This is a genomic window from Aminobacter sp. SR38, assembly GCF_014843375.1.
GTDB lineage: Bacteria > Pseudomonadota > Alphaproteobacteria > Rhizobiales > Rhizobiaceae > Aminobacter > Aminobacter ciceronei.
The window spans coordinates 3,808,029-3,831,404 of the sequence record NZ_CP062112.1; the positions used below are offsets into that span (position 1 = coordinate 3,808,029).

Annotated in this window: 22 protein-coding genes; 16 read left to right on the top strand and 6 right to left on the bottom strand. The window is 63.8% G+C overall.

The window, feature by feature from the left end; genetic code table 11:
* The first annotated feature begins 205 nt into the window (after positions 1–205).
* Positions 206–1,153 (top strand): PRC-barrel domain-containing protein, encoded by a 948-nt coding sequence (locus IG197_RS18695; RefSeq protein ID WP_192314109.1) that lies wholly within the window; start codon positions 206–208, stop codon positions 1,151–1,153.
* 56 nt (positions 1,154–1,209) lie between these two features.
* Here IG197_RS18695 and IG197_RS18700 read toward each other — a convergent pair whose 3' ends face one another.
* The gene (locus tag IG197_RS18700; RefSeq protein WP_192314112.1) at positions 1,210–2,766 is read right to left on the bottom strand and encodes an alkaline phosphatase family protein; all 1,557 of its coding nucleotides are present in this window, start codon (positions 2,764–2,766) and stop codon (positions 1,210–1,212) included.
* Between the two features lie 231 nt (positions 2,767–2,997).
* Between IG197_RS18700 and IG197_RS18705 the strand changes: the two genes are divergently transcribed.
* The 5 genes from IG197_RS18705 to IG197_RS18725 all read left to right on the top strand — a co-directional run bounded on the left by IG197_RS18705 (position 2,998) and on the right by IG197_RS18725 (position 6,568).
* On the top strand, positions 2,998–3,930 hold the full coding sequence (locus IG197_RS18705; RefSeq protein ID WP_192314115.1) for a VOC family protein: 933 nt from the start codon (positions 2,998–3,000) through the stop codon (positions 3,928–3,930).
* A gap of 10 nt (positions 3,931–3,940) precedes the next feature.
* On the top strand, positions 3,941–4,567 hold the full coding sequence (locus IG197_RS18710) for an alpha/beta hydrolase (RefSeq protein ID WP_192314118.1): 627 nt from the start codon (positions 3,941–3,943) through the stop codon (positions 4,565–4,567).
* On the top strand, positions 4,564–4,863 hold the full coding sequence (locus IG197_RS18715) for a GNAT family N-acetyltransferase (protein ID WP_192314121.1): 300 nt from the start codon (positions 4,564–4,566) through the stop codon (positions 4,861–4,863). Before IG197_RS18710 ends, IG197_RS18715 begins: the two co-directional genes overlap by 4 nt.
* 337 nt (positions 4,864–5,200) lie before the next feature.
* Positions 5,201–5,611 carry a hypothetical protein gene (locus IG197_RS18720; RefSeq protein WP_192314124.1) on the top strand — a complete coding sequence of 137 codons (411 nt, stop codon included), beginning with the start codon at positions 5,201–5,203 and terminating at the stop codon, positions 5,609–5,611.
* A 183-nt stretch (positions 5,612–5,794) separates the two neighbouring features.
* Entirely contained in the window at positions 5,795–6,568 is a 774-nt protein-coding gene (locus IG197_RS18725; protein WP_192314126.1) for a glucose 1-dehydrogenase, read from the top strand.
* A 2-nt stretch (positions 6,569–6,570) separates the two neighbouring features.
* Here the strand turns inward: IG197_RS18725 and IG197_RS18730 are convergent, their stop codons facing one another.
* Positions 6,571–8,655 (bottom strand): PAS domain S-box protein, encoded by a 2,085-nt coding sequence (locus tag IG197_RS18730; RefSeq protein ID WP_154385669.1) that lies wholly within the window; start codon positions 8,653–8,655, stop codon positions 6,571–6,573.
* 128 nt (positions 8,656–8,783) lie between these two features.
* Entirely contained in the window at positions 8,784–9,563 is a 780-nt protein-coding gene (locus tag IG197_RS18735) for a response regulator (RefSeq protein WP_154385668.1), read from the bottom strand.
* Positions 9,564–9,762: 199 nt separating this feature from the next.
* Between IG197_RS18735 and IG197_RS18740 the strand changes: the two genes are divergently transcribed.
* Positions 9,763–10,488 (top strand): response regulator transcription factor, encoded by a 726-nt coding sequence (locus IG197_RS18740; RefSeq protein ID WP_192314128.1) that lies wholly within the window; start codon positions 9,763–9,765, stop codon positions 10,486–10,488.
* A gap of 22 nt (positions 10,489–10,510) precedes the next feature.
* Here the strand turns inward: IG197_RS18740 and IG197_RS18745 are convergent, their stop codons facing one another.
* Positions 10,511–10,675, bottom strand: a complete 165-nt coding sequence (locus tag IG197_RS18745) for a hypothetical protein (protein ID WP_192314130.1) — start codon at positions 10,673–10,675, stop codon at positions 10,511–10,513.
* Positions 10,676–11,434: 759 nt separating this feature from the next.
* Between IG197_RS18745 and IG197_RS18750 the strand changes: the two genes are divergently transcribed.
* Entirely contained in the window at positions 11,435–11,896 is a 462-nt protein-coding gene (locus IG197_RS18750; RefSeq protein WP_192314132.1) for a L,D-transpeptidase, read from the top strand.
* Between the two features lie 38 nt (positions 11,897–11,934).
* On the opposite strand, the gene IG197_RS18755 is transcribed toward IG197_RS18750, so the two are convergent.
* A complete protein-coding gene (locus tag IG197_RS18755; protein WP_192314134.1) occupies positions 11,935–12,879 on the bottom strand; it encodes a GDP-L-fucose synthase in 945 nt (314 codons plus the stop codon).
* On the bottom strand, positions 12,872–13,963 hold the full coding sequence (gene gmd / locus IG197_RS18760) for a GDP-mannose 4,6-dehydratase (RefSeq protein WP_192314136.1): 1,092 nt from the start codon (positions 13,961–13,963) through the stop codon (positions 12,872–12,874). Before gmd ends, IG197_RS18755 begins: the two co-directional genes overlap by 8 nt.
* 592 nt (positions 13,964–14,555) lie before the next feature.
* Here gmd and IG197_RS18765 point away from each other — a divergent pair.
* The 8 genes from IG197_RS18765 to IG197_RS18800 all read left to right on the top strand — a co-directional run bounded on the left by IG197_RS18765 (position 14,556) and on the right by IG197_RS18800 (position 23,350).
* Complete coding sequence (locus tag IG197_RS18765) at positions 14,556–16,397, top strand: ABC transporter permease (protein ID WP_371746554.1); 1,842 nt, start codon at positions 14,556–14,558, stop codon at positions 16,395–16,397.
* Position 16,398: 1 nt separating this feature from the next.
* A complete protein-coding gene (locus IG197_RS18770) occupies positions 16,399–17,529 on the top strand; it encodes an ABC transporter ATP-binding protein (RefSeq protein ID WP_067957374.1) in 1,131 nt (376 codons plus the stop codon).
* Positions 17,530–17,633: 104 nt separating this feature from the next.
* A complete protein-coding gene (locus IG197_RS18775; protein ID WP_067957376.1) occupies positions 17,634–18,761 on the top strand; it encodes an ABC transporter substrate-binding protein in 1,128 nt (375 codons plus the stop codon).
* Between the two features lie 67 nt (positions 18,762–18,828).
* Positions 18,829–19,971, top strand: a complete 1,143-nt coding sequence (locus IG197_RS18780; protein WP_067957379.1) for an ABC transporter substrate-binding protein — start codon at positions 18,829–18,831, stop codon at positions 19,969–19,971.
* An 88-nt stretch (positions 19,972–20,059) separates the two neighbouring features.
* Positions 20,060–20,866: an HAD family hydrolase gene (locus IG197_RS18785; RefSeq protein ID WP_192319855.1), complete on the top strand. Its 807-nt coding sequence runs from the start codon at positions 20,060–20,062 to the stop codon at positions 20,864–20,866.
* Positions 20,863–21,717 carry an inositol monophosphatase family protein gene (locus tag IG197_RS18790; protein WP_192314138.1) on the top strand — a complete coding sequence of 285 codons (855 nt, stop codon included), beginning with the start codon at positions 20,863–20,865 and terminating at the stop codon, positions 21,715–21,717. The genes IG197_RS18785 and IG197_RS18790 overlap by 4 nt, the downstream gene beginning before the upstream one ends.
* Before the next feature lie 139 nt (positions 21,718–21,856).
* The gene (locus tag IG197_RS18795; protein WP_192314141.1) at positions 21,857–22,681 is read left to right on the top strand and encodes an inositol monophosphatase; all 825 of its coding nucleotides are present in this window, start codon (positions 21,857–21,859) and stop codon (positions 22,679–22,681) included.
* 36 nt (positions 22,682–22,717) lie between these two features.
* Positions 22,718–23,350 (top strand): dual specificity protein phosphatase, encoded by a 633-nt coding sequence (locus IG197_RS18800; RefSeq protein ID WP_192314144.1) that lies wholly within the window; start codon positions 22,718–22,720, stop codon positions 23,348–23,350.
* Positions 23,351–23,376: the final 26 nt, after the last annotated feature.

Consider the following 23,376-nt stretch of genomic DNA (forward strand, 5'->3'; position numbering starts at 1 on the left):
TGGTTTCCATGGAGATTTCGTCTCGCCCGTCCAATTGCGGGCGACGGTTTCGAAGGCCAGGCCGGCCAATCCCGACAGGGGAAAAATTCGGAACCATGGCGGGGTCACGGCGTTGTGAACCCGTAGGAGGCCGCGCCCGACCGTTCCGGCAAAAGACAGGTCAAGGCGCGGCATGCATGAACAACACGCACGAGGAGACTTTACCATGATCCGCAACCTCTTGGCCACGACCGCCATTGCAGCCCTGCTTGCGACGGGCGCCTATGCCCAGGACACCACAGCACCTGCACCGGCTCCGGCAGCCCCTACGGAAGCTGCCCCCGCGACACCTGAGGTGATCCCGCATGCCGAGGGCTTCCTTGCCGCCAACATCATTGGCGAGAAGGTCTATAACGGCACCGCCGACGACGCCGAGAACATCGGCAACGTCAACGACATCGTCCTGACCGCCGACGGCAAGGCCGACCAGTTGGTGATTGGTGTCGGCGGTTTCCTTGGTATCGGCGAAAAGAATGTCGCCGTCAGCTTCGACAAGTTCGACTGGGCCGAGAAGAACGGCGACCGCTGGCTGGTGATGTCGACGACCAAGGAGCAGCTGCAGGCGCTGCCCGATTTCAATCGCCGCGCCTATGATCCGGCTCCCGCAGCCGTAGCGGCGACCGATCCGGCCGCGCCGGCCACCGACCAGACGGCGCAGGCGCCGGCAACGCCCGAGGCGACGCCCCCTGCGACGGAACAGACCGCCCAGGCGCCGGCCGCCACGCCTGATGCGGCGACGGCCGACGACACCAAGACGGCGGCGATCGACAAGTCGACTCTGAAGGAGCTGCCGGCGGCCGATCTGCGCGCCGAAGAGCTGATGGGCACCACCGTCTATGGTGCTGACGATGCCAATATCGGCGAGATCGGCGACATCCTGATGACCGCCGACGGCAAGATCGATGCCTATGTCATCGACGTTGGCGGCTTCCTTGGCGTCGGTGAAAAGAAGGTCGCGGTCGGCAGCGACAACCTTGCCTTCATGGTCGATGCCGACGGCAAGAAATATCTCTACACCACCTTCACCAAGGAGCAGCTCGAAGGCCAGCCCGTTTATGACGCGGGCAGCTGGGCCGAAAAGCGCGACGAGCAGCGCCTGATCATCGTTCAGTAGTTGCGGCGTACCTGAGAGGAGGGGCCCGCGCTTCGGCGCGGGCCTTTTCGTTGAGGTTATGGCAAGCGCAGGAAATGGCCTGTCGGGCCATTCTCTGCCAGCTCCGATAGCGCCAGTGACTGGTCGAGATGCCTGGCGCGCCAGGCCAGCAGCCTTTCGGCAAATTCCAAGCGCACGGCCAGCCACTCCGGATCATTGGCGAGGTTGCGTGTTTCGCCGGGGTCATTGGCGAGGTCGTAGAGCAAAGGCGGCAGGCCGCCGCCGAAATGCACGTATTTGACCGCTTCAGTGCGGATGACCGACAGGTTGAGCTGTCGCGAACCGGTGCCGAAATAGGCTTCCGTGGTGCCGTTGGCGACCGAGCGGAAATCGTATTCCCAATGGGCGGCGTCGCGCCAGTCGGCGGGCTCGTCGCCATCGAGGAAGGGTTTCAGCGATTGGCCGTCTAGATGCGGCTGCGCCGCTCCGCCGACCAGCTCAAGCAAGGTCGGCATGATGTCGACGGCAGCGGTGAAGCGGTCGACGGTGCTGCCGGCCGCCCGCTCATGACCGGGTGCCTTGACGATGAGCGGGATGTGGTAGGAGCCGTCGAACCAGCCGCCCTTGCCGAGCATGTGGTGGTCACCCATCATTTCGGCGTGGTCGGAGGTCAGGATGACGATGGTGTTGTCCCAGTCGCCCTTGTCGCGGATGCCTTGCCAGATGCGCCCAAGCTGGGAATCGACCTCCGAGATCATGCCGTAATAGAGCGCGCGGATCTTGCGGAATTCGTCCTCGCTCCAGTCGCCGACCTTGCCGGGGGCGCCGGGGATGAAGCTCGACTTACCCTGGTGATGCTCGAGGTGGTAGGCGAGGAAGGGGTGGCTTGCCTTCTCCGCTTCGAAGCTCGGCGCCTTGTTGTAGGCCGGGCCTTCCGCCGGATCGTACATGGTGTTGAACGGCTCCGGCACGATGAAGGGCGGATGCGGGCTGAGGAAGGAGACATGGGCGAACCAGGGCTCGCCCTTGTCCTGTTCGCCGAGCCAGCGCAGGAACTCGCCGGTGAGGAAAGCGGCCGGCGTTTCGTCTTTCGAATAAATGGGAACCGCGTTGCTGACCTCGGGCGCATCGGCATTGGCCGGCCGGTGGACATCGGGGAAGCCGGCGCTGGAATCGATGCCGCTCTGGGTGAGCCAGGACAGCCAGCCCTTCTGGTGCTCGGGCAGAAGCTGGCGCGTGGTGAAGCCGGGCAGGACACCTTCATAGCTGCGCAGGAACGGGTCGCCCGGCGCGCGGTTGCGCGGGTCGGGCGAGACGTCGGTGTAGCCGAACAGGGTCGGGTCGTAGCCGACGCGGCGCGCGGCACGGGCGATGTTGTCGTGGCGATCGTCGAGCGGCGTGCCATTGCGGCAGACGCGGTTGTTCATCTGGTAGAGGCCGGTGTAGAGGCAGGCGCGCGCCGGCGAACAGGGGGCCGCACCGGCATAGTGGCGGGAAAACAGCACGCCCTCGCGCGCCAAAGCGTCCGAATTTGGCGTCTTCACCACGGGATGACCGACAGCCGACAGGCTGTCGCCGCGCCACTGGTCGCAAGTGATGAGAAGAATGTTCTGCCGTCTGCCGGTGCCTGCCAAGCTCGCCCCCTGGAACTGAAATCGCGGGCCAAGGAAGCCGGATTCACCGCCATGCGCAAGCATCCTCTCTGCCGCAGCGGTCATACCAGAAAGTGTGAACGAGCTCGCCTTCATTGTTCACTTTTTGGATACTGACCATTCTGTGACCGGCCACTATGACGCGACATTCGATGCGCCCATATTCGGCCCAACAGAGCGGCAGGGGCCGCGGCAAGCGAAAGGAGCAAGACGATGCTCAACCAGATCAAGGGCCTGCACCACGTTACCTCGATGGCTGGGGATGCGGCTGAAAACAACCGGTTCTTCACCCACAAGCTCGGCCTGCGCCGGGTCAAGAAGACAGTCAATTTCGACGCGCCCGACGTCTACCACCTCTATTATGCCGATGAGCTGGGCACGCCCGGTTCTGTCATGACCTATTTTCCGTTCCCGAACATCGGCAAGGGCCGTCCCGGGGTCGGCGAGGTCGGCACCACTGTGTTCTCCGTTCCCGAGGGTACGCTGCCCTTCTGGGAGAAGCGCTTCACCGAGCAGGACGTCAGCGGACTCGCGCGTGACGAGCAGTTCGGCGAGAAGCGCCTGAGCTTCGCCGGTCCCGATGGCGACGGTTTCGCGCTTGTCGAGGCCAAGGGCGACAGCCGTGCGCCCTGGATCAAGGGCGGCGTCGGCAATGACGAGGCGATCCGCGGCTTCCACTCGGCTTCGCTCAGGCTGCGCGATGGCGGGGCGACCGAAGAGCTTTTGAAGTTCATGGGCTATGAGACGGTCGACACGTCAGGCAACATCAAGCGGCTGGCGTTGAAGGACGGCAATGGCGCCGACGTCATCGACATCGAGACCTTGCCGGGTGCGTCCTTCGCCGGTCTCGGTGCGGGATCAGTGCACCACATCGCCTTTGCTGTCGAGAATCGGGCCAAGCAACTCGAGGTGCGCAAGGCGCTGATGGAGACGGGCTACCAGGTGACGCCGGTGATCGACCGCGATTATTTCTGGGCGATCTACTTCCGCACCCCCGGTGGCGTGCTGTTCGAGATCTCGACCAACGAACCCGGCTTCGACCGCGACGAGGACACCGCCCATCTCGGCGAGGCTTTGAAGCTGCCGTCGCAGCACGCGCATCTCAGGGATTATCTGGAAAACAACCTGCAGCCGCTGGGCGACTGAGGAGGGACCGATGAGCAAGGACGCTTACATCCACAAGGTGCTGCCGGGGGAACCCGGCGGACCGCTGGTCTTTGCCTTCCACGGCACCGGCGGCGACGAGAACCAGTTGCTTGGCTTTGCCCGTGAGCTGGCGGCGGGGGCGACCATCGTGTCGCCGCGCGGCGACGTCTCCGAAATGGGTGCGGCGCGCTTCTTCCGCCGCACCGGCGAGGGCGTCTACGACATGGAGGATCTCGCCAGGGCGACCGGCAAGATGGCCGAATTCGTCAAGACGCATGTCGCGGCAGTGGAGCCGTCGCAGGTGCTGGCGCTCGGCTACTCAAATGGCGCCAACATCCTGGCCTCGGTGCTGTTTGCCGAGCCCGATCTGTTCGATGCTGTCGCACTGATGCACCCACTGATCCCGTTTGCGCCTGACGTGAAGGGCAGCCTCAATGGCCGGCATGTGTTGATCACGGCGGGGCGGCGCGATCCGATCTGTCCGCCTGACCTGACGAGCCGGCTCGACGCCTGTTTGCGGCAAGCCGGCGCCGATATCAGTCTCGAATGGCATGACGGCGGCCACGAGGTGCGGCCCAACGAAATCGAAGCGGTGAAAAGCCTTTTCGCCGGCGTGACAAAAGGAGCGGCAGCATGACTGAAGAACTGGCGGCGATCGAGCGCGAGGACCGCGGCAGCAAGGGACGTTATGTCATACGCGGTGCCGGCGGCGCCGATGCGGAGATGACCTACAGCAATGTCAGCGAGACGCTGTTCATCATCGACCACACCGAGGTGCCCGATTCGTTCCGCGGCCAGGGCGCCGGCCTGAGGCTGGTGACGCGGGCGGTCGAGGACGCGCGCGCGGCGGGCAAGAAGATCATCCCGCTCTGCCCGTTTGCGGCGGCGCAATTCCGCCGTCACCCCGAATGGGCCGACGTGCTCAACAGCTGACATTGAGAGTTGTTGTCTGGCGTCGGCCAGGCAGCAGCATAGCGATCGCGAAAGGCCGGTGCAGGCGACTGCATCGGCCTTTCGTTTCTTTTCGAATGTGCCTGAATTTCAGGCAGGCTGTTACAAAGGCGATTCTGTCTGTTTCTCGAAATGGTACAGCCTCCAGGTGGAAATGACTGAAATGGCGACTGTTTGTGACCGATTAGACAGAAATGCTGACTGTTTGTGATGTTTATCGGTTGTTGCATTAGGCGTCACTGATCAGCATCGCTGTGTTACAAAGCGCGATTACATTCACATTAACAGGGGAATGAAATTTAACGAAAAGAGCTGCCCAATGTCCGGTTCCACCCAGCTTGCCGAGTTCGACCACAAGTTCCAGCCGCGTTCACACATCTATCGCCGCCCGCGCCTTGCCATCCGCCAGCGTGCCAACGAGCACCCGATGGCAATGTTTTCGATTTTCGTATTTGCCTCGCTGGCGTCGATGGCCCTGGTGCCGACCAGTGGTCCGGCCTTTGCCTCGATGGGCACGCGGCTCGGTGCGTTCGAGGGCGCGCACACGACCGCCAAGACAGACCGGCTGCCGCTGTCCGAGACCGATATCGCCTGCCGCGGGCAGGCCTGGGGCGCCGAAAGCAAGATCTGCGTCGAGACCATCGCCAAGGAAACCGGCATGCGCGAAGCCCGTAAGGTCAGGCTGATCGCCAGTGCCGAGCCGGTCCGCACCACGCCCAACATCTTCTAGCGCTCTCCGAGCGCTGCCACCTATCCCCGCGCCTGCACAGATATCCTCCAGCGCGTACCTCCCCCGCGGCCTCGGCTGCGGGGGCTTTTTTTGTTCCGGTGTCGGCCGGCCTTAGTCTCTCGGGACGATGCAGCAACGACCGTCGTCGCGCGACCGTCGTACCCTCAAGCGAGGGGAGCAGCGATGGGCCGCGTCGAAGGAAAAGTTGCGATCGTCACCGGAGCGGCGTCAGGCATGGGCGAGGCGAGCGCCAGGCTGCTGGCCCGCCAGGGTGCCGCCGTCGTCGTCAGCGACCTGCAGGCCGACAAGGGCCGCCAGGTCGCCGAGGCGATCAGGATCGCCGGTGGACGCAGCCTCTATGCCGAACATGACGTAACCTCGGAAGCAGGCTGGCAAGAAGTGATGGCAAGGACGCTCGAAGCATTCGGCGGGCTCCACATCCTGGTCAACAATGCCGGTGTCGGCGCGCCCTTCGGCAGTGTCGAGGACCTCAGCCTCGACGACTGGCGCCAGGTGATGGCCGTCAACATGGAGGGCGTGTTCCTCGGCACCAAATATGGCATCGAGGCGATGCGAAGGACCGCCAAGGGCGGGGCGATCGTCAATTTTTCGTCGACAATGGGCCTTGTTGGAAGCCCGTCGACGGCTGCCTATGTCGCGAGCAAAGGTGGGGTGAAGCTGTTCACAAAGTCGGCCGCCTTGCACTGCGCCAAGCAGCGCTACGGCATCCGTGTCAACTCGATCTGTCCCGGCTGGATCCGCACGCCGATGTCGTCGGGCGCGCTGGACAAGCTGGCTGTGAGCGGCGAAGGCAACAAGGCGGTCGAGCTGACGCCGCTCGGTCGGGTCGGCGAACCCGAGGACGTCGCTTACGGCGTGCTCTATCTCGCTTCGGACGAATCGGGCTTCGTGACCGGCACCGAACTGGTCATCGACGGCGGCTACACGGCGCAGTGAGCTCAGGCTCCGTCGGCGACCTGTTCGCTGACGGCGCTGAGCGCGCTGCGAACGTCGAAAGTGCTGAACGGCTTTTCCAGAATATGCGGCTTGAGGTTGGGCGGCAGCTGCTCAAGCTCGGCTTTGGCGCCGATCAGGTCGCCGGTGACGAGCACGAAGCGTGGCGCCATCTCGGGCTGTGTCGCGACGATGTCGCGGAAGATGGTGATGCCGCTGCGGTCGGGCATGCGCAAATCGGAAAAGATGATGTCGGGCTGATCGGCGAGCGCCTCCGAGACCGAGTCCCAGGTCGAAACGATGCGCGACTTGACGCCCATCAGTTCGAGAATGTCGGCCAGCGAAGCGGCAACGTCGGGCTCGTCATCGATGATGACGGCATGGCGCAGCCCGCTCGACTTCGGCGTCGCTTCGAGCATCGTGCCGTGGCCGTCGCCCATCGGCGGCAGTTCGACGACGAAGCGGGCACCCGTCGGCATCACCGGCTCGAACCAGACCTTGCCGTTGTGGCGGTCGACGATGGCCTTCGAGATGGACAGGCCGATGCCGGTGCCGACGCCGACCGGCTTGGTGGTGAAATAGGACTCGAAGATGCGGTCGCGGATCGCCTCTGATATGCCGGGGCCGGTGTCCTCGACCGAGAAGCCGGCGCTGCCGTCGGCATTGCGGAACGTCCTGACGCGAATGATGCGGTCGCCGGGTGCCGCGGCCAGCGCATGTTGGCTGTTGACCAGGAAGTTGGCGGCCACCTGGGTCATATGGTCGGCATCGGCCATGACGCTCAGCGTGCCCGGCACAAGCTCGGTGGCGATGCTGATGCCGCTGGAACGTGCGCCATAGGCGGTGACTTCGAGGGCGGCGCGGATGACCTGGTTGAGGTCGGTCTCGGCGCGCGAGGTCGGGTGCAGACGGACCATGCCGAGGAAGCTCTTGACGATGCGGCCGCAGCGTTCCGCGGCCGCCCGCACCTTTTCGGCGCGGACCTTGGTCTGTGGGTCGGTGGCAAATTCGTGCAGCAGCGTCGATTGCGCCACCACCACGGCGAGCGGATTGTTGAGCTCGTGCGAGACGCCGGCGAGCAGCGAGCCCATTGCCGCCATCTTTTCGTTCTGATGCAGCTTTTCGCGCTGGCGGTTGATCTCTTCCTCGGCGCGGTGCTTTTCCCTGAGGTCGCGGATCGAGCCGAGCACGAGGCGTCGGTCGGCGAGCCGCATCTCGTTGGCGGTGAGCTCGATCGGAATGATCTCGCCCGACGCGTTCTGGGTCACGGTCTCGAGCCGGTGGCCGACCATCGGCGAGCCACGCCCGGCCAAATATTCGGCACCGTTGTTGTAGCCCTTGCGGTAGTAAGTGGGGATCACCGTGTCGAGCAGGTCCTTGCCCAGGATTTCGTCGCGGGTCCAGCCGAACATCTTCTCGGCCGCCGGGTTGAACTCGATGATCGAGCCGGTCTCGTCGACCACCATGATGGCGTCGAGCGAGGCCTGCAGCATCGTCCGGCGGATGATCTCACTGACATGATACTCCGACAGCGAACGCTCGATGGCATCGCCAAGGGCGGCCGCAATGATCTCGAGTGCTGCGATTTCGTCGTCGTTCCAGTGGCGCTCGACGATGCAGTCATTGACGGCGAGCGTGCCCCAGAGATGGCCATGCGCCGACACCGACACCGACAGGAACGACTTGATGTGCTGCTTTTCGAAGTCATTGCGCAGGAAGCCGCTGAGGTCGCGGGTCAGGCCGGTGAAGATCTTGCCCTGGCGGCCTTCCTCGGCGAGGCGTTCAAGCAGCGGGTCGGAATCGACAAGCGTCTGGTTGATCGTCGTCGGCGGCGCAGCGACGGCGTCGATCTTCGGGTCGACCCAGAATGCGGCGATCGACTGCGCGAAGCCCTGGCCGGGCACGTCGCGCAGCCGGAACAGGATGGTGCGATGACCGCCGAAACCTGTAGCGAGACTGCGCAGGATCGTGTCGATCTCGATCTGCCAATCCTGGGCTGCGCGCAGCCGGCGCACGATCTGCCCGGCCACGATGGTGGGGCTCGGCGTGCCCGACGGGTTGTCGGTGCGGGAGACGGTCAACAATGTCATCGCGGTTCCTGGCGGGCCCGGAGGCTTTGGTGCGCCATGCGTCCAATAGGACGCATAAAGGACGCTCCAGTTTCATAATCTGCGCATCGTGCTTTCCGAAAATCGACTGCGATTATCGGGTCGATGCGCTAGTAGCCTTCGCTGCCGGGCAAGGAGAAGATGTAGCCTTCGCCACGCACGGTGCGCAGAAATTTCGGGTTCGCCGGATCGTCTTCGATTTTCTTCCTCAGGCGCATGATGCGAATGTCTACGGCGCGTGAGGATTCGGGGTCTTCGGCAAAGCCGATGGCCTCGGAAATCGTGGTTCGGCTGAGCAGCCGGTTGGGCCGCGTCAGGAAAACCTCGAGCATGTCGAATTCGCTCTTGGCGAGATCGATGATGGCGCCACTGCTGCCGGTGACGAGGCGACCGTCGAGGTCGGCCTGGAACGGCCCGAAGGCGATGGTGCGGCGCGGCGGCTGGGCGGCCAGCAGCGACTGCCGGTAACTCTCGGGCTGCGGCACGCGCCGGATGACCGAGCGCACGCGGGCCAGAAGTTCGCGCAGTTCGTAGGGCTTGACCATATAGTCGTCGGCGCCGATCTCGAGGCCGACGATGCGGTCGAGAGCCGTGCCTGCGGCGGTGGCGTAGATGATTCCGATCGGCATTTTCGCCCTGAGCCAGCGGCCGAGCGACAGCCCGTCTTCGCCGGGCATGGCGATATCCAGGATGGCAAGCTGGAATTGTTCGGTTTCGATGATGCTGCGCAGGGCAGCGGCACTCTCGACAGCAGTCACGTCGAAGCCGTTCGCGCCGAGATATTCGGCGACGGCATCCCTCAGGTCGGGCTCATCTTCGACGATGACAATCCGAGCGCGCAGTTTAGTCTCGCCTCCGCTACCGGCGGAAAGTAGATTGGGTATAAACATGATGTCCAGCGATCATTTCAGGTGGGCAGTTGCCAATGGCTTCCTGCCTCGTTAGGGGCGATTTTGGGCTAGGGGCGAGGCGACTGGGGACCCATCCCCGGCCGAGCGCATCCCTGGGCATTTTCTTGCCACGGCAGGCGCCGCGCAGTCCGCGCCGGCAGGCCATGGTCGCACTGAGGCTGACGATGCGGGGTGGAACGTGGCTGGAAGATCGGTCGTAGCGCTTATCGCCATTGCGGAGGTGATTGCCTCCGACCTGGCCGATCATCTCGAACGGCGCGGCCATGACGTGCGTTGTGCCAAGCGGCTGTGGGAGGCCGAGCCGCTTTTGTCGGCGAAGGGGATCGATGTCGTCGTTGTCGGCGACGGCGTGACGCCGGCCGAGGGGCGTGACCTGCTGCGCCGTTTCGGCGGCGAGGGCGGTCCCGACTTCGTGCTGATCTGCCGACCCGGTGAACTGGTCGACAAGGTGCTGGCGCTCGAACTTGGCGCCGCCGATGTCGTGGAGAGCCCTCTCGTGGTGAGGGAGCTCGCCGCGCGCATCGGCGGCCTCCTCACGCGCCGGGGACGCGGCACGCAGGAATTGGTGGTGCTGGAGAATTCGACGGTCGACCTGCGCTCCGCACTCGTCATGCACAGCACCGGCGAGGAAGAGCAGCTGTCGCCCGGCCAGATCGCGCTGCTCAAGCTGTTCCTGTCGCAACCAAGGCGCGTGCTGACCCGCGACGACATCATGGCGGCGGCGCCGGCTGAAAGTGCCGATGCCTTCGACCGCTCGATCGACTCGCGCATCGTGCGCCTGCGCCGCAAGCTCGACACCGAAAGCATCACGACCATCCGGGGTTCGGGCTATCGTTTCGACCCCCCGACAAGGACGGCCGGCCAGGAGGCCGGCACAACCACTCCAACCGAAAACCCGAACTGATGACGCCGAGCTGACCAAAATGTCAGCTTGCCGGAGCAACGACCGCCGGCGCGGCCATCTCGACAATCGCCGTCTCTTCGGCATGGGCCCTGTCCTTGAGGAGCACGCTCGCTACGCCCGCGAAGCCAAGCAGCCCCTGGGTATAGAGCAGTGCCGAAAGCACCGATGCTGCGAACTGTCTCTTCATTGCAGTGGCCCCGTTTTCCGTTTCAGGGGTTCAATCAAAAATGGCTACCGAGATACCCGCGCCGCCTGACCTGCCGTGGACGGCGCGGGTATCCTGTCCTCGCTGCGAGTGACGCGCGAGGGTCTGCTCACCCAGGCCAGGCACCCACGCCCATGGACCCGGCCGATGTGCAGAGTTGCGACGAACAAGGCTGCTGCGAAGAAGATGGCTGCGGAGGCCACCGGCGCCATGTCCTGCACCGGTGGCAATTCAGCTGCCATAGCGTTGCCCGGACTGGCCAGAAAGCCGATTCCTGACAGAATCGCCGTAGCGACGCCCACCCGCAGGAACCATCTCGCAGCCAGCCGTTTCGCGCTCATCCAACCTTCGCAACGTTCGTTTCGTCGTGGCTGAATGTGCCGGCCGGCTGTATCGGGAAGATGCCGCCGGATGGCCTTTAGTGCTTCCGAATGTTTCAAGGACGTTGCCGGGCCGGCCGGCGCTTGAATTGCGCTTTCAGCGGCATAACCCGACGTCATATCAAATGAATCATAAGCGGCGGCGGCCTGCGAGCGCTGCTTCAGCCCAGTTTGCGTCGCCGCGCGGCTGTTGCAAACCTAGGGGATGTCAATGACCGCGAAACCAAACTTGGCAATTTAGAAACGAATATGAAACGTAAAGAATATCTAAACGAAATATGTCTGAAACACGGCTCTGGCAAAAGACGTCCATTCCGAAATGCATTTTTACTGCCGGCGCGGCCGGCTCAAGGGGGACGTCATGAATTCCGAACTGAAGAAGCGCATCATCAACATTGCCGCCATCGCTATGACCGGCGCTGCACTGCTGCTGGCTGCCGGCCAGGGCAGCGCCTTTGCCGCGAGCAAGATCGTGGCGCGGGTGTCGATCAGCCAGCAGCGCATGCATGTCATCATCGATGGTCGATCGGCCTTCATCTGGAAGGTGTCGACTGCGGGCCGCGGCTATGTCACGCCGAAGGGCTCCTACAAGCCGACGCGCATGCACGAGATGTGGTATTCGAAGAAGTACGACAATGCGCCGATGCCGCATTCGGTGTTCTTCAATGGCGGCTACGCCGTGCATGCGACCAACCACATCAGCCGCCTCGGCCGCCCGGCCTCGCATGGCTGCGTGCGCCTGCACCCCGACAATGCGGCCGACTTCTACGAGCTGGTCCAGGCCTATGGCCCGTCCAACACCAGCATCCAGATCGTCAACTAGGCATTCGGGCCAGCCCGGGCGGGCGCGACCCGTCTCGGCTAAAGCGCGTTGTTGACAAACCAGTCGTAGGTCGAGCGGATGCCGCTTTCGAGTTCGATGCGCGGGCGCCAGCCGAGATGGGCGAGCTTGTCGCCGCTCATCAGCTTGCGCGGCGTGCCATCCGGCTTTGACGTGTCGAGGGCGATGCGGCCCTCGAAGCCGACGACACGCGCCACGGTCTCGGCCAGTTCGAGGATCGTTACGTCGGTGCCGGAGCCGACATTGACGTGCTGGTCGCCGGAATAGGACTTGAGCAGGAACACCATGGCGTCGGCGGCGTCGTCGACATGGAGGAACTCGCGCCGCGGCGTGCCGCTGCCCCAGATCGTCAGTTCGGCCGCACCAGACAACTTGGCCTCATGCGCCTTGCGGATCAGCGCCGGAAGGACGTGGCTGGACGTGAGATCGAAATTGTCGCCCGGGCCGTAGAGGTTGGTCGGCATCGCCGAGATGAAGTCGGCCCCATGCTGCTTGCGATAGGCTTCAGCAAGCTTGAGGCCGGCGATCTTGGCGATGGCGTACCACTCGTTGGTGGGTTCGAGCGCGCCGGTGAGCAGCGAATCCTCCGCGATCGGCTGCGTCGCGAATTTCGGATAGATGCAGCTCGAACCGAGGAACAAAAGCTTTTCCACGCCGATCTTGTGCGCGGCATGGATGACGTTGGTTTCGATCGCCAGGTTCTCGTAGAGAAACGCGGCGGGATAGGTGGCGTTGGCGAGGATGCCGCCGACCTTGGCGGCAGCGAGCAGCACCGCTTGTGGGCGGGTCTCGCCCAGCCAGGCCTCGACCTCGGCCTGCCGGGTCAGGTCGACGGTGTCGCGCCCGGCGGTGATGACTTCGCAGCCTTCCCGTGTGAGGCGGCGCACAAGCGCTGAGCCGACCATGCCGCGGTGTCCGGCGACCCAGACGCGCTTGCCGGCGAGCGGATAGAGGATGTCAGCCATTGCTGCGCTCACCGGTTTTTGCCAGCCCGCGACGATCTTCTCGAACCATCTCGGCCACCAGCTGGTCGAAGCTGGTGTTGTGGTGCCAGCCAAGCGCCTGCCGTGCCTTGGAGGCGTCGCCGAGCAGATAGTCGACTTCGGTCGGGCGGAAGTAGCGCGGGTCGATCTCGACGAGAACGCGGCCGGTGGCGCTGTCTATGCCGGTTTCGCCGACACCCTCGCCACGCCATTCGATGCTGGTGCCGATCTCGGCGAAGGCCTTTTCGACAAAGGTGCGAATCTTGTGGGCTTCGCCGGTGGCGAGCACATAGTCGTCGGGCTTGTCCTGTTGCAGCATCATCCACATGCCGAGCGCGTAGTCGCGGGCATGGCCCCAGTCGCGCCGGGCGTCGAGATTGCCGAGATAAAGCCGGTCCTGGATGCCGGCCTCGATCGCCGCCACGGCGCGGCTGATCTTGCGGGTGACGAAGGTTTCGCCGCGCAGCGGGCTTTCATGGTTGAACAGGATGCCGTTGGAAGCGTGGATGCCATAGGCTTCGCGGTAGTTGGCGACGATCCAGTAGGCGTAGAGCTTGGCGGCGGCGTAGGGCGAGCGCGGGGCGAAACCCGAAGTCTCGTTCTGCGGCGCCGGGATGTTGCCATAGAGCTCGGAGGTCGAGGCCTGGTAGAAGCGCGTCTTGCCGACGAGACCGAGCAGGCGGATGGCTTCCAGCAGCCTGAGCGGCCCGAGCGCATCGGAGTTGGCGGTGTATTCGGGCGTCTCGAAGCTGACCTGGACGTGCGACTGGGCGCCGAGATTGTAGATCTCGTCCGGTTGCGTTTCCTGCACGATGCGGATCAGGTTGGTGGCGTCGGTGAGGTCGCCATGATGCAGGATCAACCTGGGGTCGGCGACATGCGGGTCTTCGTAAAGATGCTCGATGCGGCCGGTGTTGAAGGACGACGAGCGGCGCTTGATGCCGTGGACGACATAACCCTTCGATATCAGGATCTCGGCGAGATAGGCGCCGTCCTGTCCGGTTACACCGGTGATCAGCGCCACCTTGCCGTTCTTTGCCGGCGCTGATTTCTGCTCGTTCGACATTCCGTTTCCTTGCCCGATTCCTGCGGTTCCTGCGTGCGGCGCACCCTAGAGATGTTGAGTGCACTGCGAAAGAGGCGGCTTTGGGGTCATGCGCCGAGTGCGCTTTCCCGGGCATTTCTGCATGTTTTGCCACAGCAACATTTTGTGCATTGCACGGCAGTGCATATTTGCGGCATGCAAGGGTTGTCCAATCGAGGTTGATGAAGCCAGCATTGGCAAAATTTGGCCATTTCAGACAAAATCATATGTTTTGCACGCCTGTGCAAATTTTTGCAGAATCTGGATTGACATGAACGTACCGTCGATGGAATGAATATGCCAACAGGCACGGGAATGTGCCGCACCGCCGGGAGGCGGCGGTGGTGTCGGAAGCAGGACGGGTGAGGTGTGTCCGGGCGGCTCAAGCTGCGGGGCGCAAGGTCCGCTTCGAGGCGCCCAACGGAGGAGAATTCATGCTCATGCCATCGCATGCAGGCCATGCAGTGCATCTGCGCCGGGTCGTCCCCGGTGACGTGTGCAGCAGCCATGACGGAATCTGCCGGCGGGGCGTGACCTCGTGAGCGGCCAATCGCAGAGTTCTGTCCAGACGGTGGTGAAGCCGGCGACCGTAACCCACGGGACTGTGGCTACCCTGAAGTCGCCGACCCGCTCACAGCGCCTGCGCTACCGGACCAAGGTGGCGCTGCGCGAGCCGACGACGATCATCGGCGTGCTCGCCGCGGCACTGTTTGCCTATCTCATCGTGGTGCCGATCATCTCGATGCTGTCGGATGCGATGCGGGTGCAGTTCGGCGACGAACGCCGCATCAAGCAGGATGTCGGCGAACTGACCTGGTACTACATCGACCGCGTCTTTCTCTCGCGCATCTCGCACGACCTGTTCTGGGAGCCGCTGGTCAACACGCTGAGCGTGGCGGCCGGCGCTATCACGCTGTCGATGCTTGTCGGCGGCACGCTTGCCTGGCTGCTCAGCCGCACCGACATGTTCGGCCGCCGCTGGTTCGCCACCGCCCTCATCGTGCCCTACATGCTACCGGCCTGGACCTTCGCACTGGCCTGGACGACCCTGTTCAAGAACCGAACCGTCGGCGGACAGCCCGGCTGGCTGGAATCGATCGGTTTTTCGCCGCCCGACTGGCTGTCCTACGGCCAGTTGCCGGTGACAATCATCCTGGCGCTGCACTACTCGCCCTTCGTCATCCTTTTGTTCGGCAACGCGCTGCGCCGCTTCGACTCGCAGCTCGAGGACTCGGCCCGGATTCTCGGCGCCGGCAGGCTGACGGTGGCCCGCAAGATCATCATGCCGCTGATGCGCCCATCGCTGATGTCGGCGATGGTGCTGATCTTCGCCAAATGCCTCGGCGAGTTCGGTGTGCCCTACGTGCTCGGCCTGCCGGTCAATTTCGACGTCCTGGCGACCTCGCTCTACCAGAACATCTCGTCGCGCCAGGTCGGCGTGGGAGCGGTGCTGGCAGGCGCCATCATGCTGATCGGCATCATCACCATCACCATCGATGCCCGGCTGATGCGCGAGGCGCGCCGCTTCGTCACCATCGGCTCGAAAGGCTCGATGAACCGGCTGAGCCCGCTCGGCATCCTCAGGCTGCCGGCGACCGGCTTTGCCGCGCTGATGTTCCTGCTCAGCGTCGGCCTGCCGATCGGCACGCTGTTCCTGTCGACTGTGATGCGGGTGCCCGGCCAGTTCAACCTCGACAATTTCACGCTCGACTACTGGATCGGCACCAACCTCAACACGGTGGCGCTGCAGACCGGCATCCTGCTCAGCCCGGATCTTTGGAACGCAGCCTGGAACAGCTTGCGCATCGTCGGTGTCGCCTCGATCACCTCAGGTATCCTCGGGCTGCTGGTCGGTTATGTGGTGGCGCGTACCCCGGTGAAGCCGCTCGGCACCTTCCTGCGCCAGGTGACGTTCCTGCCTTATCTGGTGCCCGGCATCGCCTTTGCAGCTGCCTATCTGTCGCTGTTTGCCGTGCCGCGCGGGCCGATCCCGGCACTCTACGGCACGACGCTGATCCTGATGCTGGCGCTGATCGCCGACCAGATGCCCTATGCCTCGCGCGCCGGCATCGCCGCCATGACACAGCTCGGAAAGGATCCGGAAGAGGCGGCTCAGATCGCCGGCGCCGGCTGGTTCCGCCGCATGATCTCGATCGTCATCCCGATCCAGAAGGGGTCGCTGACGACGGGCATCCTGTTGCCCTTCATCTCGGGCATCAAGGGCCTCAGCCTGTTCGTCGTGCTGGCGGTTCCTTCGACCGACGTGCTGACCACCTATTCGCTCCGGCTCGTCGACTACCACTACACGCAGGCCGCCAACGCCGTCGTGCTGATCATCGCCGGCCTCGCCTATTTCGGCGCGCTGCTCGGCCAGAAGCTGACCAAGACCAATCTCGCGCAAGGACTGGGGAACTGACATGCCGAAGATCAACCTGAGCGGCGTCGAGAAGAACTACGGCGGCAACTCGGCCAACGCAGTGGCCGATCTCGATCTCGAAATCGGCGATGGCGAGTTCATGTGCCTGTTGGGCCCATCCGGCTGCGGCAAGACCACGACATTGCGCATGATCGCCGGGCTGGAGCATCTGACGGCGGGCGAGATCCGCGTCGGCCAGCGTGTCGTCGATTCGGTCGTCGATGGCGTGTTCGTGCCGCCGGAAAAGCGCGAGATGGGGTTGGTGTTCCAGAGCTACGCGCTGTGGCCGCATCTGACCATCGAGCGCAACACCGACTTCGGCCTGCGCCTGCGCAAAATGCCCAAGGCCGAGCGCGAGCAGCGCGTCGACCAGGTGATGAAGACACTTGGCATCGAGAAGTATCGAGATCGCTATCCCTCGCAACTGTCTGGCGGCCAGCAGCAGCGCGTGGCGCTGGCCCGCATGCTGGCGGTCAATCCGGAGGTGCTCTTGCTCGACGAGCCGCTGTCCAACCTTGATGCCGCTCTTCGTCTTGAGATGCGGGCCGAGCTCAAGCGGCTGCACCGCGAGTTCAAGACCACCATCGTGTTTGTCACCCACGACCAGTGGGAGGCAATGACGCTGGCCACCACCATCGCGGTGATGAGCGAGGGTGAGCTGCAACAGGTCGGGACGCCCAACGACATCTACGAGCGGCCGGCCAACCGCTTCGTGGCGCAGTTCGTCGGCAATCCGCCGATCAACATCGTCGAGCTGGGTGATGGAAAATCGGAGGTGTCGCAGCTCGCCAATGCCTATCTCGGCGCGCGTTTCGCTGAGTTGCGCGACGCGGGCTCGATCGGCATCCGACCGGAGGCGATCCGGCTGGCTGATGCCGAGCGCGGCGTGGCCGACGGCGCCGTTGCCGGCCAGGCCGAGGTGACCGGCATCCTGCCCACCGGCGGCAGCTGGATCATCGAGCTCACCGCTGGCGGCGAGAAGCTGTTCATGACCACGCACCAGTCGCCGGAGGTCGAGGTCGGCGAGGCCGTGACCTGGTGGGCCAAATCAAAGGCGCTGCATGTCTTCGACAAGGCAGGCCAGCGCATGGAAGTGGCCGACAGGCTGATGCGGCCGGCGAAGCTGCATTGAGGAGAATTCCCTTCGGGCGGTGGAGGACTGCCCCGGGGCGAAGCAAGCAGGACCATCGGGAACGACACGGCCGGCATGGCGCCGGCCTGACAAGGGAGGAGAGAATGAGCAGGGATTTCAGTGTGAAACGGCTCCTGGCGGCGACGGCACTGGCTGCCGCTGTCGGATCGTTTGCCGGCGCGACACAGGCCGAGGAATTCGACCTCAACGCGCTGGTCGAGGCGGCGAAGAAGGAACCGCCGATCAATGTCTATTCGAGCACCGGCAAGATCGTGAAGCAGGCCGAGGCCTTCACCAAGAAGTACGGCGTGCAGGCGACCGGCACCAAGGCCAATGCCGCGGCGCAGCTGGAAATGGTGATCCGCGAGGGCCAGGCCAAGAACGTGCAGGGCGACGTCATCCAGATCAGCGACGTGCCCGCCGGCGTGGCGCAGTTGGTGCCGCAGGGCTTCGTCGAGAGCTGGCTGCCGCCGGATCTCGCCGCCAAGATCCCGGCGCAGTACCAGAACCCGCTGACCGTCTCCAACGAGGCCAACGTCTTTGCCTACAACACCCAGCTCAACGAAAGCTGCCCGGTCAAGAATATCTGGGAGCTGACGGAGGCCAAGTGGAAAGGCAAGCTCGCCATGCAGGACCCGCTCAACAAGGCGTCCTATGTCGACTGGTTCAACCAGATGGCGACCAACGCCGATGACAAGGTGGCTGCCGCCTACAAGGAGTATTACGGCAAGGATCTCGAAGCGGGTGAGGACGGCGCTACCGGCGCCTGGGTCAAGGCGCTCGCCGCCAACGGCCCGTTGCTCACCGATGCCGACGAGGCAGCTGCCCAGGCGGTCGGCGCTCCCGACCAGAAGGAGCAGTTCATCGGCCTGATCAGCTCGGCCAAGTTCCGCAACAACCAGGACGTCGGCTCCAAGCTTGGCCTGTGCAAGGATTTGAAGCCCTTTGCCGGTTGGATGTATCCGAGCCTCGGCTTCATAGCCAAGGGCACCGACAGCCCGAACGCATCCAGGCTGTTCATCCACTATCTGATGACCGAGGAGGGCATCGCCCCGCAGGCGGCCGACGGCAAGATGTCGACCAACAGCGACGCCAAGCTGCCCGACGACGAACCCTCTGGCATCGGCAAGGTGCTGGACCAGATCTTCCCCTACGACTCGGCGTCGGCCCAGAGTGACTGGGACGCGCGCCAGGATTGGCAGGATCTCTGGCGCATCAACTACAAGAAATAGCGCTTGCGATTGTCGCGCCCGGCACTGACGCCGGGCGCGTTTCAGCCGGATTTTTGGGGAGGAAACGATGAAACCGGCATTTGGAACGAGCAGGAAAGTTGCACTGGCAACGACGGCGCTGGCCGGGCTGATGACGGCCATGGTGATGGCGTCGGCTCCGGCGCGCGCGGAAACCTTTGACCTCAACGCGCTGGTCGAGGCGGCGAAGAAGGAAGCGCCGATCAATATCTATGACAGCACCGGCAAGATCGTCGAAATGGCCGAGAACTTCACCGCCAAATACGGAGTGAAGGCAACCGGCATCAAGGTGTCGGCGAGCGCGCAGCTCGAGATGATCGTGCGCGAGGGCCAGGCCAAGAACGTCAAGGGCGACGTGGTGCTGATTACCGACGCGCCAGCCGGCCTGGCGCAGTTGCTGCCGCAGAAATTCGTCGAGAGCTACCTGCCGCCTGACATGGCCGACAAGATCCCGGTCAAGTTCCAGAACCCGCTGGCGATCACCACCAATGCCGCTGTCTGGGCCTACAACACCGAGGCCTACGATGCCTGCCCGGTGAAGAACATCTGGGAGCTCACCGATCCCACGTGGAAAGGCAAGGTCGCCTTCTACGATCCGCTGTCGAAGGGCACCTATCCCGACTGGTTCAACCAGACTGCGACGCATGACGACGACAAGATGAAGGCTGCCTACAAGGCGCATTTCGGCAAGGATATCGAGGTCGGCGAAGACAGCGCGACGGCTGCCTGGGTCAAGGGCTTTGCCGGCAATTCGCCGCTGCTTGCGGATGCCGACGACGCGATCTCCGAAGCTGTCGGCGCGCCCGGCCAGAAGGAACCGTTCTTTGGGCTGATGAGCTCGGCCAAGTTCCGCGACAATGCCGACAAGGGTTTCAAGCTCGGGCTCTGCGAAGGGCTCGATCCCTGGCCGGGCTGGACCTATGTCAAGCTCGGACTGATCGCCACCGGCACCAAGAGCCCGAACGCGGCCAAGCTGTTCATCCACTACATCCTGACCGCGGAGGGCATCGCGCCGCAGGTGAAGGACGGCAAGCTGCCGACCAACCCCGACATCGGCCTGCCTGCCGACGAGCCGTCGGGCATCGGCAAGGTGCTGGACAAGCTGCAGCAATACGACGCCTCGACCGCACTCGAAGATTGGGACGCGCGCCAGGATTGGCAGGACCTCTGGCGCGTCGCCTACAAGAAATAGTTTCCCGGTGGGCTAGGGACGGGGCCCTTCTCCTTCGGCTCCGTCCCGCTTTTTTCCGCTTTCATCGGGAACAACTGGAGACGTGATGATGTCTGACAATTCGGGGCGAAAACTCGCGCCACCCAGGGCATTGCTGCTCGACTTTGGCGGCGTGATCGTATCGACGACGCACCTGCCCGGCTGGCGGGAGCGGCTGGCCTTGCATGTGCATGGCCTGCTCGTCCAGGCCGGCGCGCAGGCGTCGGCACTTTCGGTCGAGCAGATCACCGCCGACATCAAGGCCGGCGGCATCGCTGACTCGCACTGGAAGGATGCGATGTCGCGACCACTTGCGCCGCGCGAGCTGCGCCACGAGGAATTCTGGGGCGACTTCGTCGCCGGCGACTGGCCGCAGCAGGCGCGGGATGTCGTCGTGGCCGAGGCCTACGACCTCTGCCGCAAGATGGGCAACTGGAAGAGCGAGCGTGTCTTGCGCACCGGTATGCTCGACCTGCTCGACGCGGCAGATGGCGCAGGCGTGCCGGTCGGCATCGTCAGCAACGCGCTGTGCGGCCAGGTGCATGTCGATTTCCTCGATGTCCATGGGCTGACTGGGCGCTTTGCCGTGGTCATCCACAGCGACGAGGTCAAGCTGCGCAAGCCGAACCCCGAGGTGATCTGGCTGGCGACACGTTCGCTCGGCATCGAGCCGGAGGCGGCGTGGTATGTCGGCGACAATTTCGACCGCGACGTGCTGTGCGGAAAACGTGCCGGGATCGGCGGCAACATCCTGATGGAAGCCAAAGGTACATACGACCTGCCCTATGAATTGAAGCTCAAGCCCGATGCCATCGTCGCCGACCCGGTCGGGCTGCTCGGTCTTTTCCATGAAGCCACACGCGGGATCGCGGCATGACTGGTATCGAGGAATCCAGGCGCCTGAGAACGGTTGCCGAACAGGCGGCGCAGCTGATGCGCACCCCGCTGCTGGCGGCATTTCGCTCCAACATGGCGGTCGACTACAAGGTCGATCTGCATGACGTGGTGACCCAATACGACAAGGAAGCGGAAGTGGCGATCCGCGCCTTCATCCTGGCCGAGGTGCCCGGTTCCGTGGTGATAGGCGAGGAGGCCGGCGAAAGCGGTGCCGGCCGGGTGCGCTGGTATGTCGATCCGATCGACGGCACCTCCAACTTCGCCCGTGGCTTTGCCTTCTGGTGTGTGTCAGTCGGCGTGGCGATCGAAGGGCAGGTCGCTGCCGGCGCGGTTTATGACCCCGTCGCCGACAAGCTGTTTTCAGCCGATCTGACTGGCGCCTGGCTGAATGGCGAGCCACTGCGCTCGTGCGCCATATCTGACGAGCGACATGCGACGCTGATCACGGGCTATCCCGTGGCGCGCGACTTCCGGCGCGACGGGCAAGAGCAGACGCTGGCCAATTTCGCCGAACTGGTCGAGACGTTTTCGACGTTGCGGCGGCCGGGCAGCGGCGCGCTCAGCCTGTGCCACGTCGCGGCCGGCTGGGTCGATGCATCAGCCGGATTTGGCAGCAATCCGTGGGACGTGGCCGCAGCGGTCCTCATCCTGAAGCAGGCTGGCGGCAGCTATCACCCGCTGACCCTCGGCAAGGTCGATGCCAGCGTGCCCGACTTCATGTGCCCCGGCTATGTGGCGTTGGGAGAGGGCGCCGACTATCCGACGCTGATGCGGGTGGCGCGGCGCATCTCCGACGGTCGCGATGCCGCCCGGGGACGTGATGCGGCATGATAGAACGCCTGTGCATGGCCATAAGGACGTCGGCTTCAAGTTGTTCGATGAAATACGGAAACACCATTTAACTTAATGCGTTGACGATTTTGCACAGCTGTGCAAATTGAGGTCAACTTGTATCACAGGCGGCATTGAAATGACGGTTCACGCAAAAGCCACCGAAGCAACTGATGAAACCGGCCTCGACCGGCGCGCAGCATTCTGCCGCGACATCGCGCGTTCGGCGGGTGTCGTGGCGCTCGACGGCTTCAGCAACAGGGTGGCCGGCTTCGGCATGAAGGGGCCGCAGGATTTCCTGACTGAGACGGATGCCGCGGTGGAGCGACATCTCAAGGCGCGCATCGCCGCAGAGTTCCCCGAGGACGGCTTTCTCGGTGAGGAGGGCGGTGGGGCGATCAAGTCGGATATCTGGGTTGTCGACCCGATCGATGGCACGGCGAACTTCGCCCGCGACATTCCGCATTTCTGCATCTCGATTGCTTTCGTCAGCAATGGCGAGACCGAGATCGGCGCGATCTATAACCCTGTCCTGGACGAGCTGTATTTCGCTCGTCGCGGATATGGTGGCGACCGCAACGGCAGGGCCTTGTCGGTTGCACGCACAAGCGATTTCGACGCCGCCTGCGTGGAGTTCGGCTGGTCGAACCGCAAGACCAACAAGCGCTATCTCGAAGTGTTGTCCAATATCCTCGAGCGTGGCGCCAATGTGCGGCGCGGCGCTTCGGGCGCGCTGGGTCTCGCTTACGTCGCCGATGGCCGCTCGGATGCCTATGCAGAGTTGCACATGCATGCCTGGGACTGCCTGGCCGGACTGCTGATGGTCAAGGAAGCGGGCGGCGTTGTTGCGCCTTTCCTTGCGCTCGGCGGGCTGACCAAGGGCGGAGCGGTACTTGCCGCAGCGCCCGGCGTGGCGCTCGGCATGAGCGAAGCGACCGGCATCGCACTCGAAGCCGGCAAGTGAATTTCTTCACACATCATCAAGCATCAAGGCCGCCACATGCAACTCAACAGCCCGCGATATGAGCGCCCGGCGCTCAGCCTGATCGAGCGCGACATCGCCGGCTACGGCATCGACATCTATGTCGGTGGCATGGACGGTGCTGGCGATCTCGATCTGCTCAGGGAAAAGAACATCACCACGGTGGTGAACTGCGCCGTCAATCTCGATTTCAACTACGCCACCGAGCCGTTCGGCGAGGGCGAGGCGGCCGATGCGATCTACGGCGTCGGTGCCGTGCGTTACTACAAGCTCGGCCTGATCGACGGGCACGGCAATCCCGAGACGATGATGCTGTCGGGCTTTTATCTGCTGCGCGGTGCGCTCAGCCAGGTGCTGCCTGACAAGGCCACCTACAGGCGGCGCGAGAAGGGCAATGTGCTGGTTAACTGCCGTGGCGGCCGCAGCCGCTCGGTTTCGCTGGTTGCGCTGTTCCTGTATGTCGAAATGCCTGAAAAATTCCCCACGCTCGACACCGCCCTAGACCATGTGCGCGCGCAGCGCGAGTTGCACCGCGACGAATGGCATGAAGCGCCCAAGCCGATGCTGGTCGAGGCCGCACGCAAGGCAGCACAGTGGATCGCCATGATCGACAAGGGCTTGCCCGTGCCGGCCCTGGCTTACAAGGACTGACGGCGAGGCCCGTCCGTAGCGAGAAT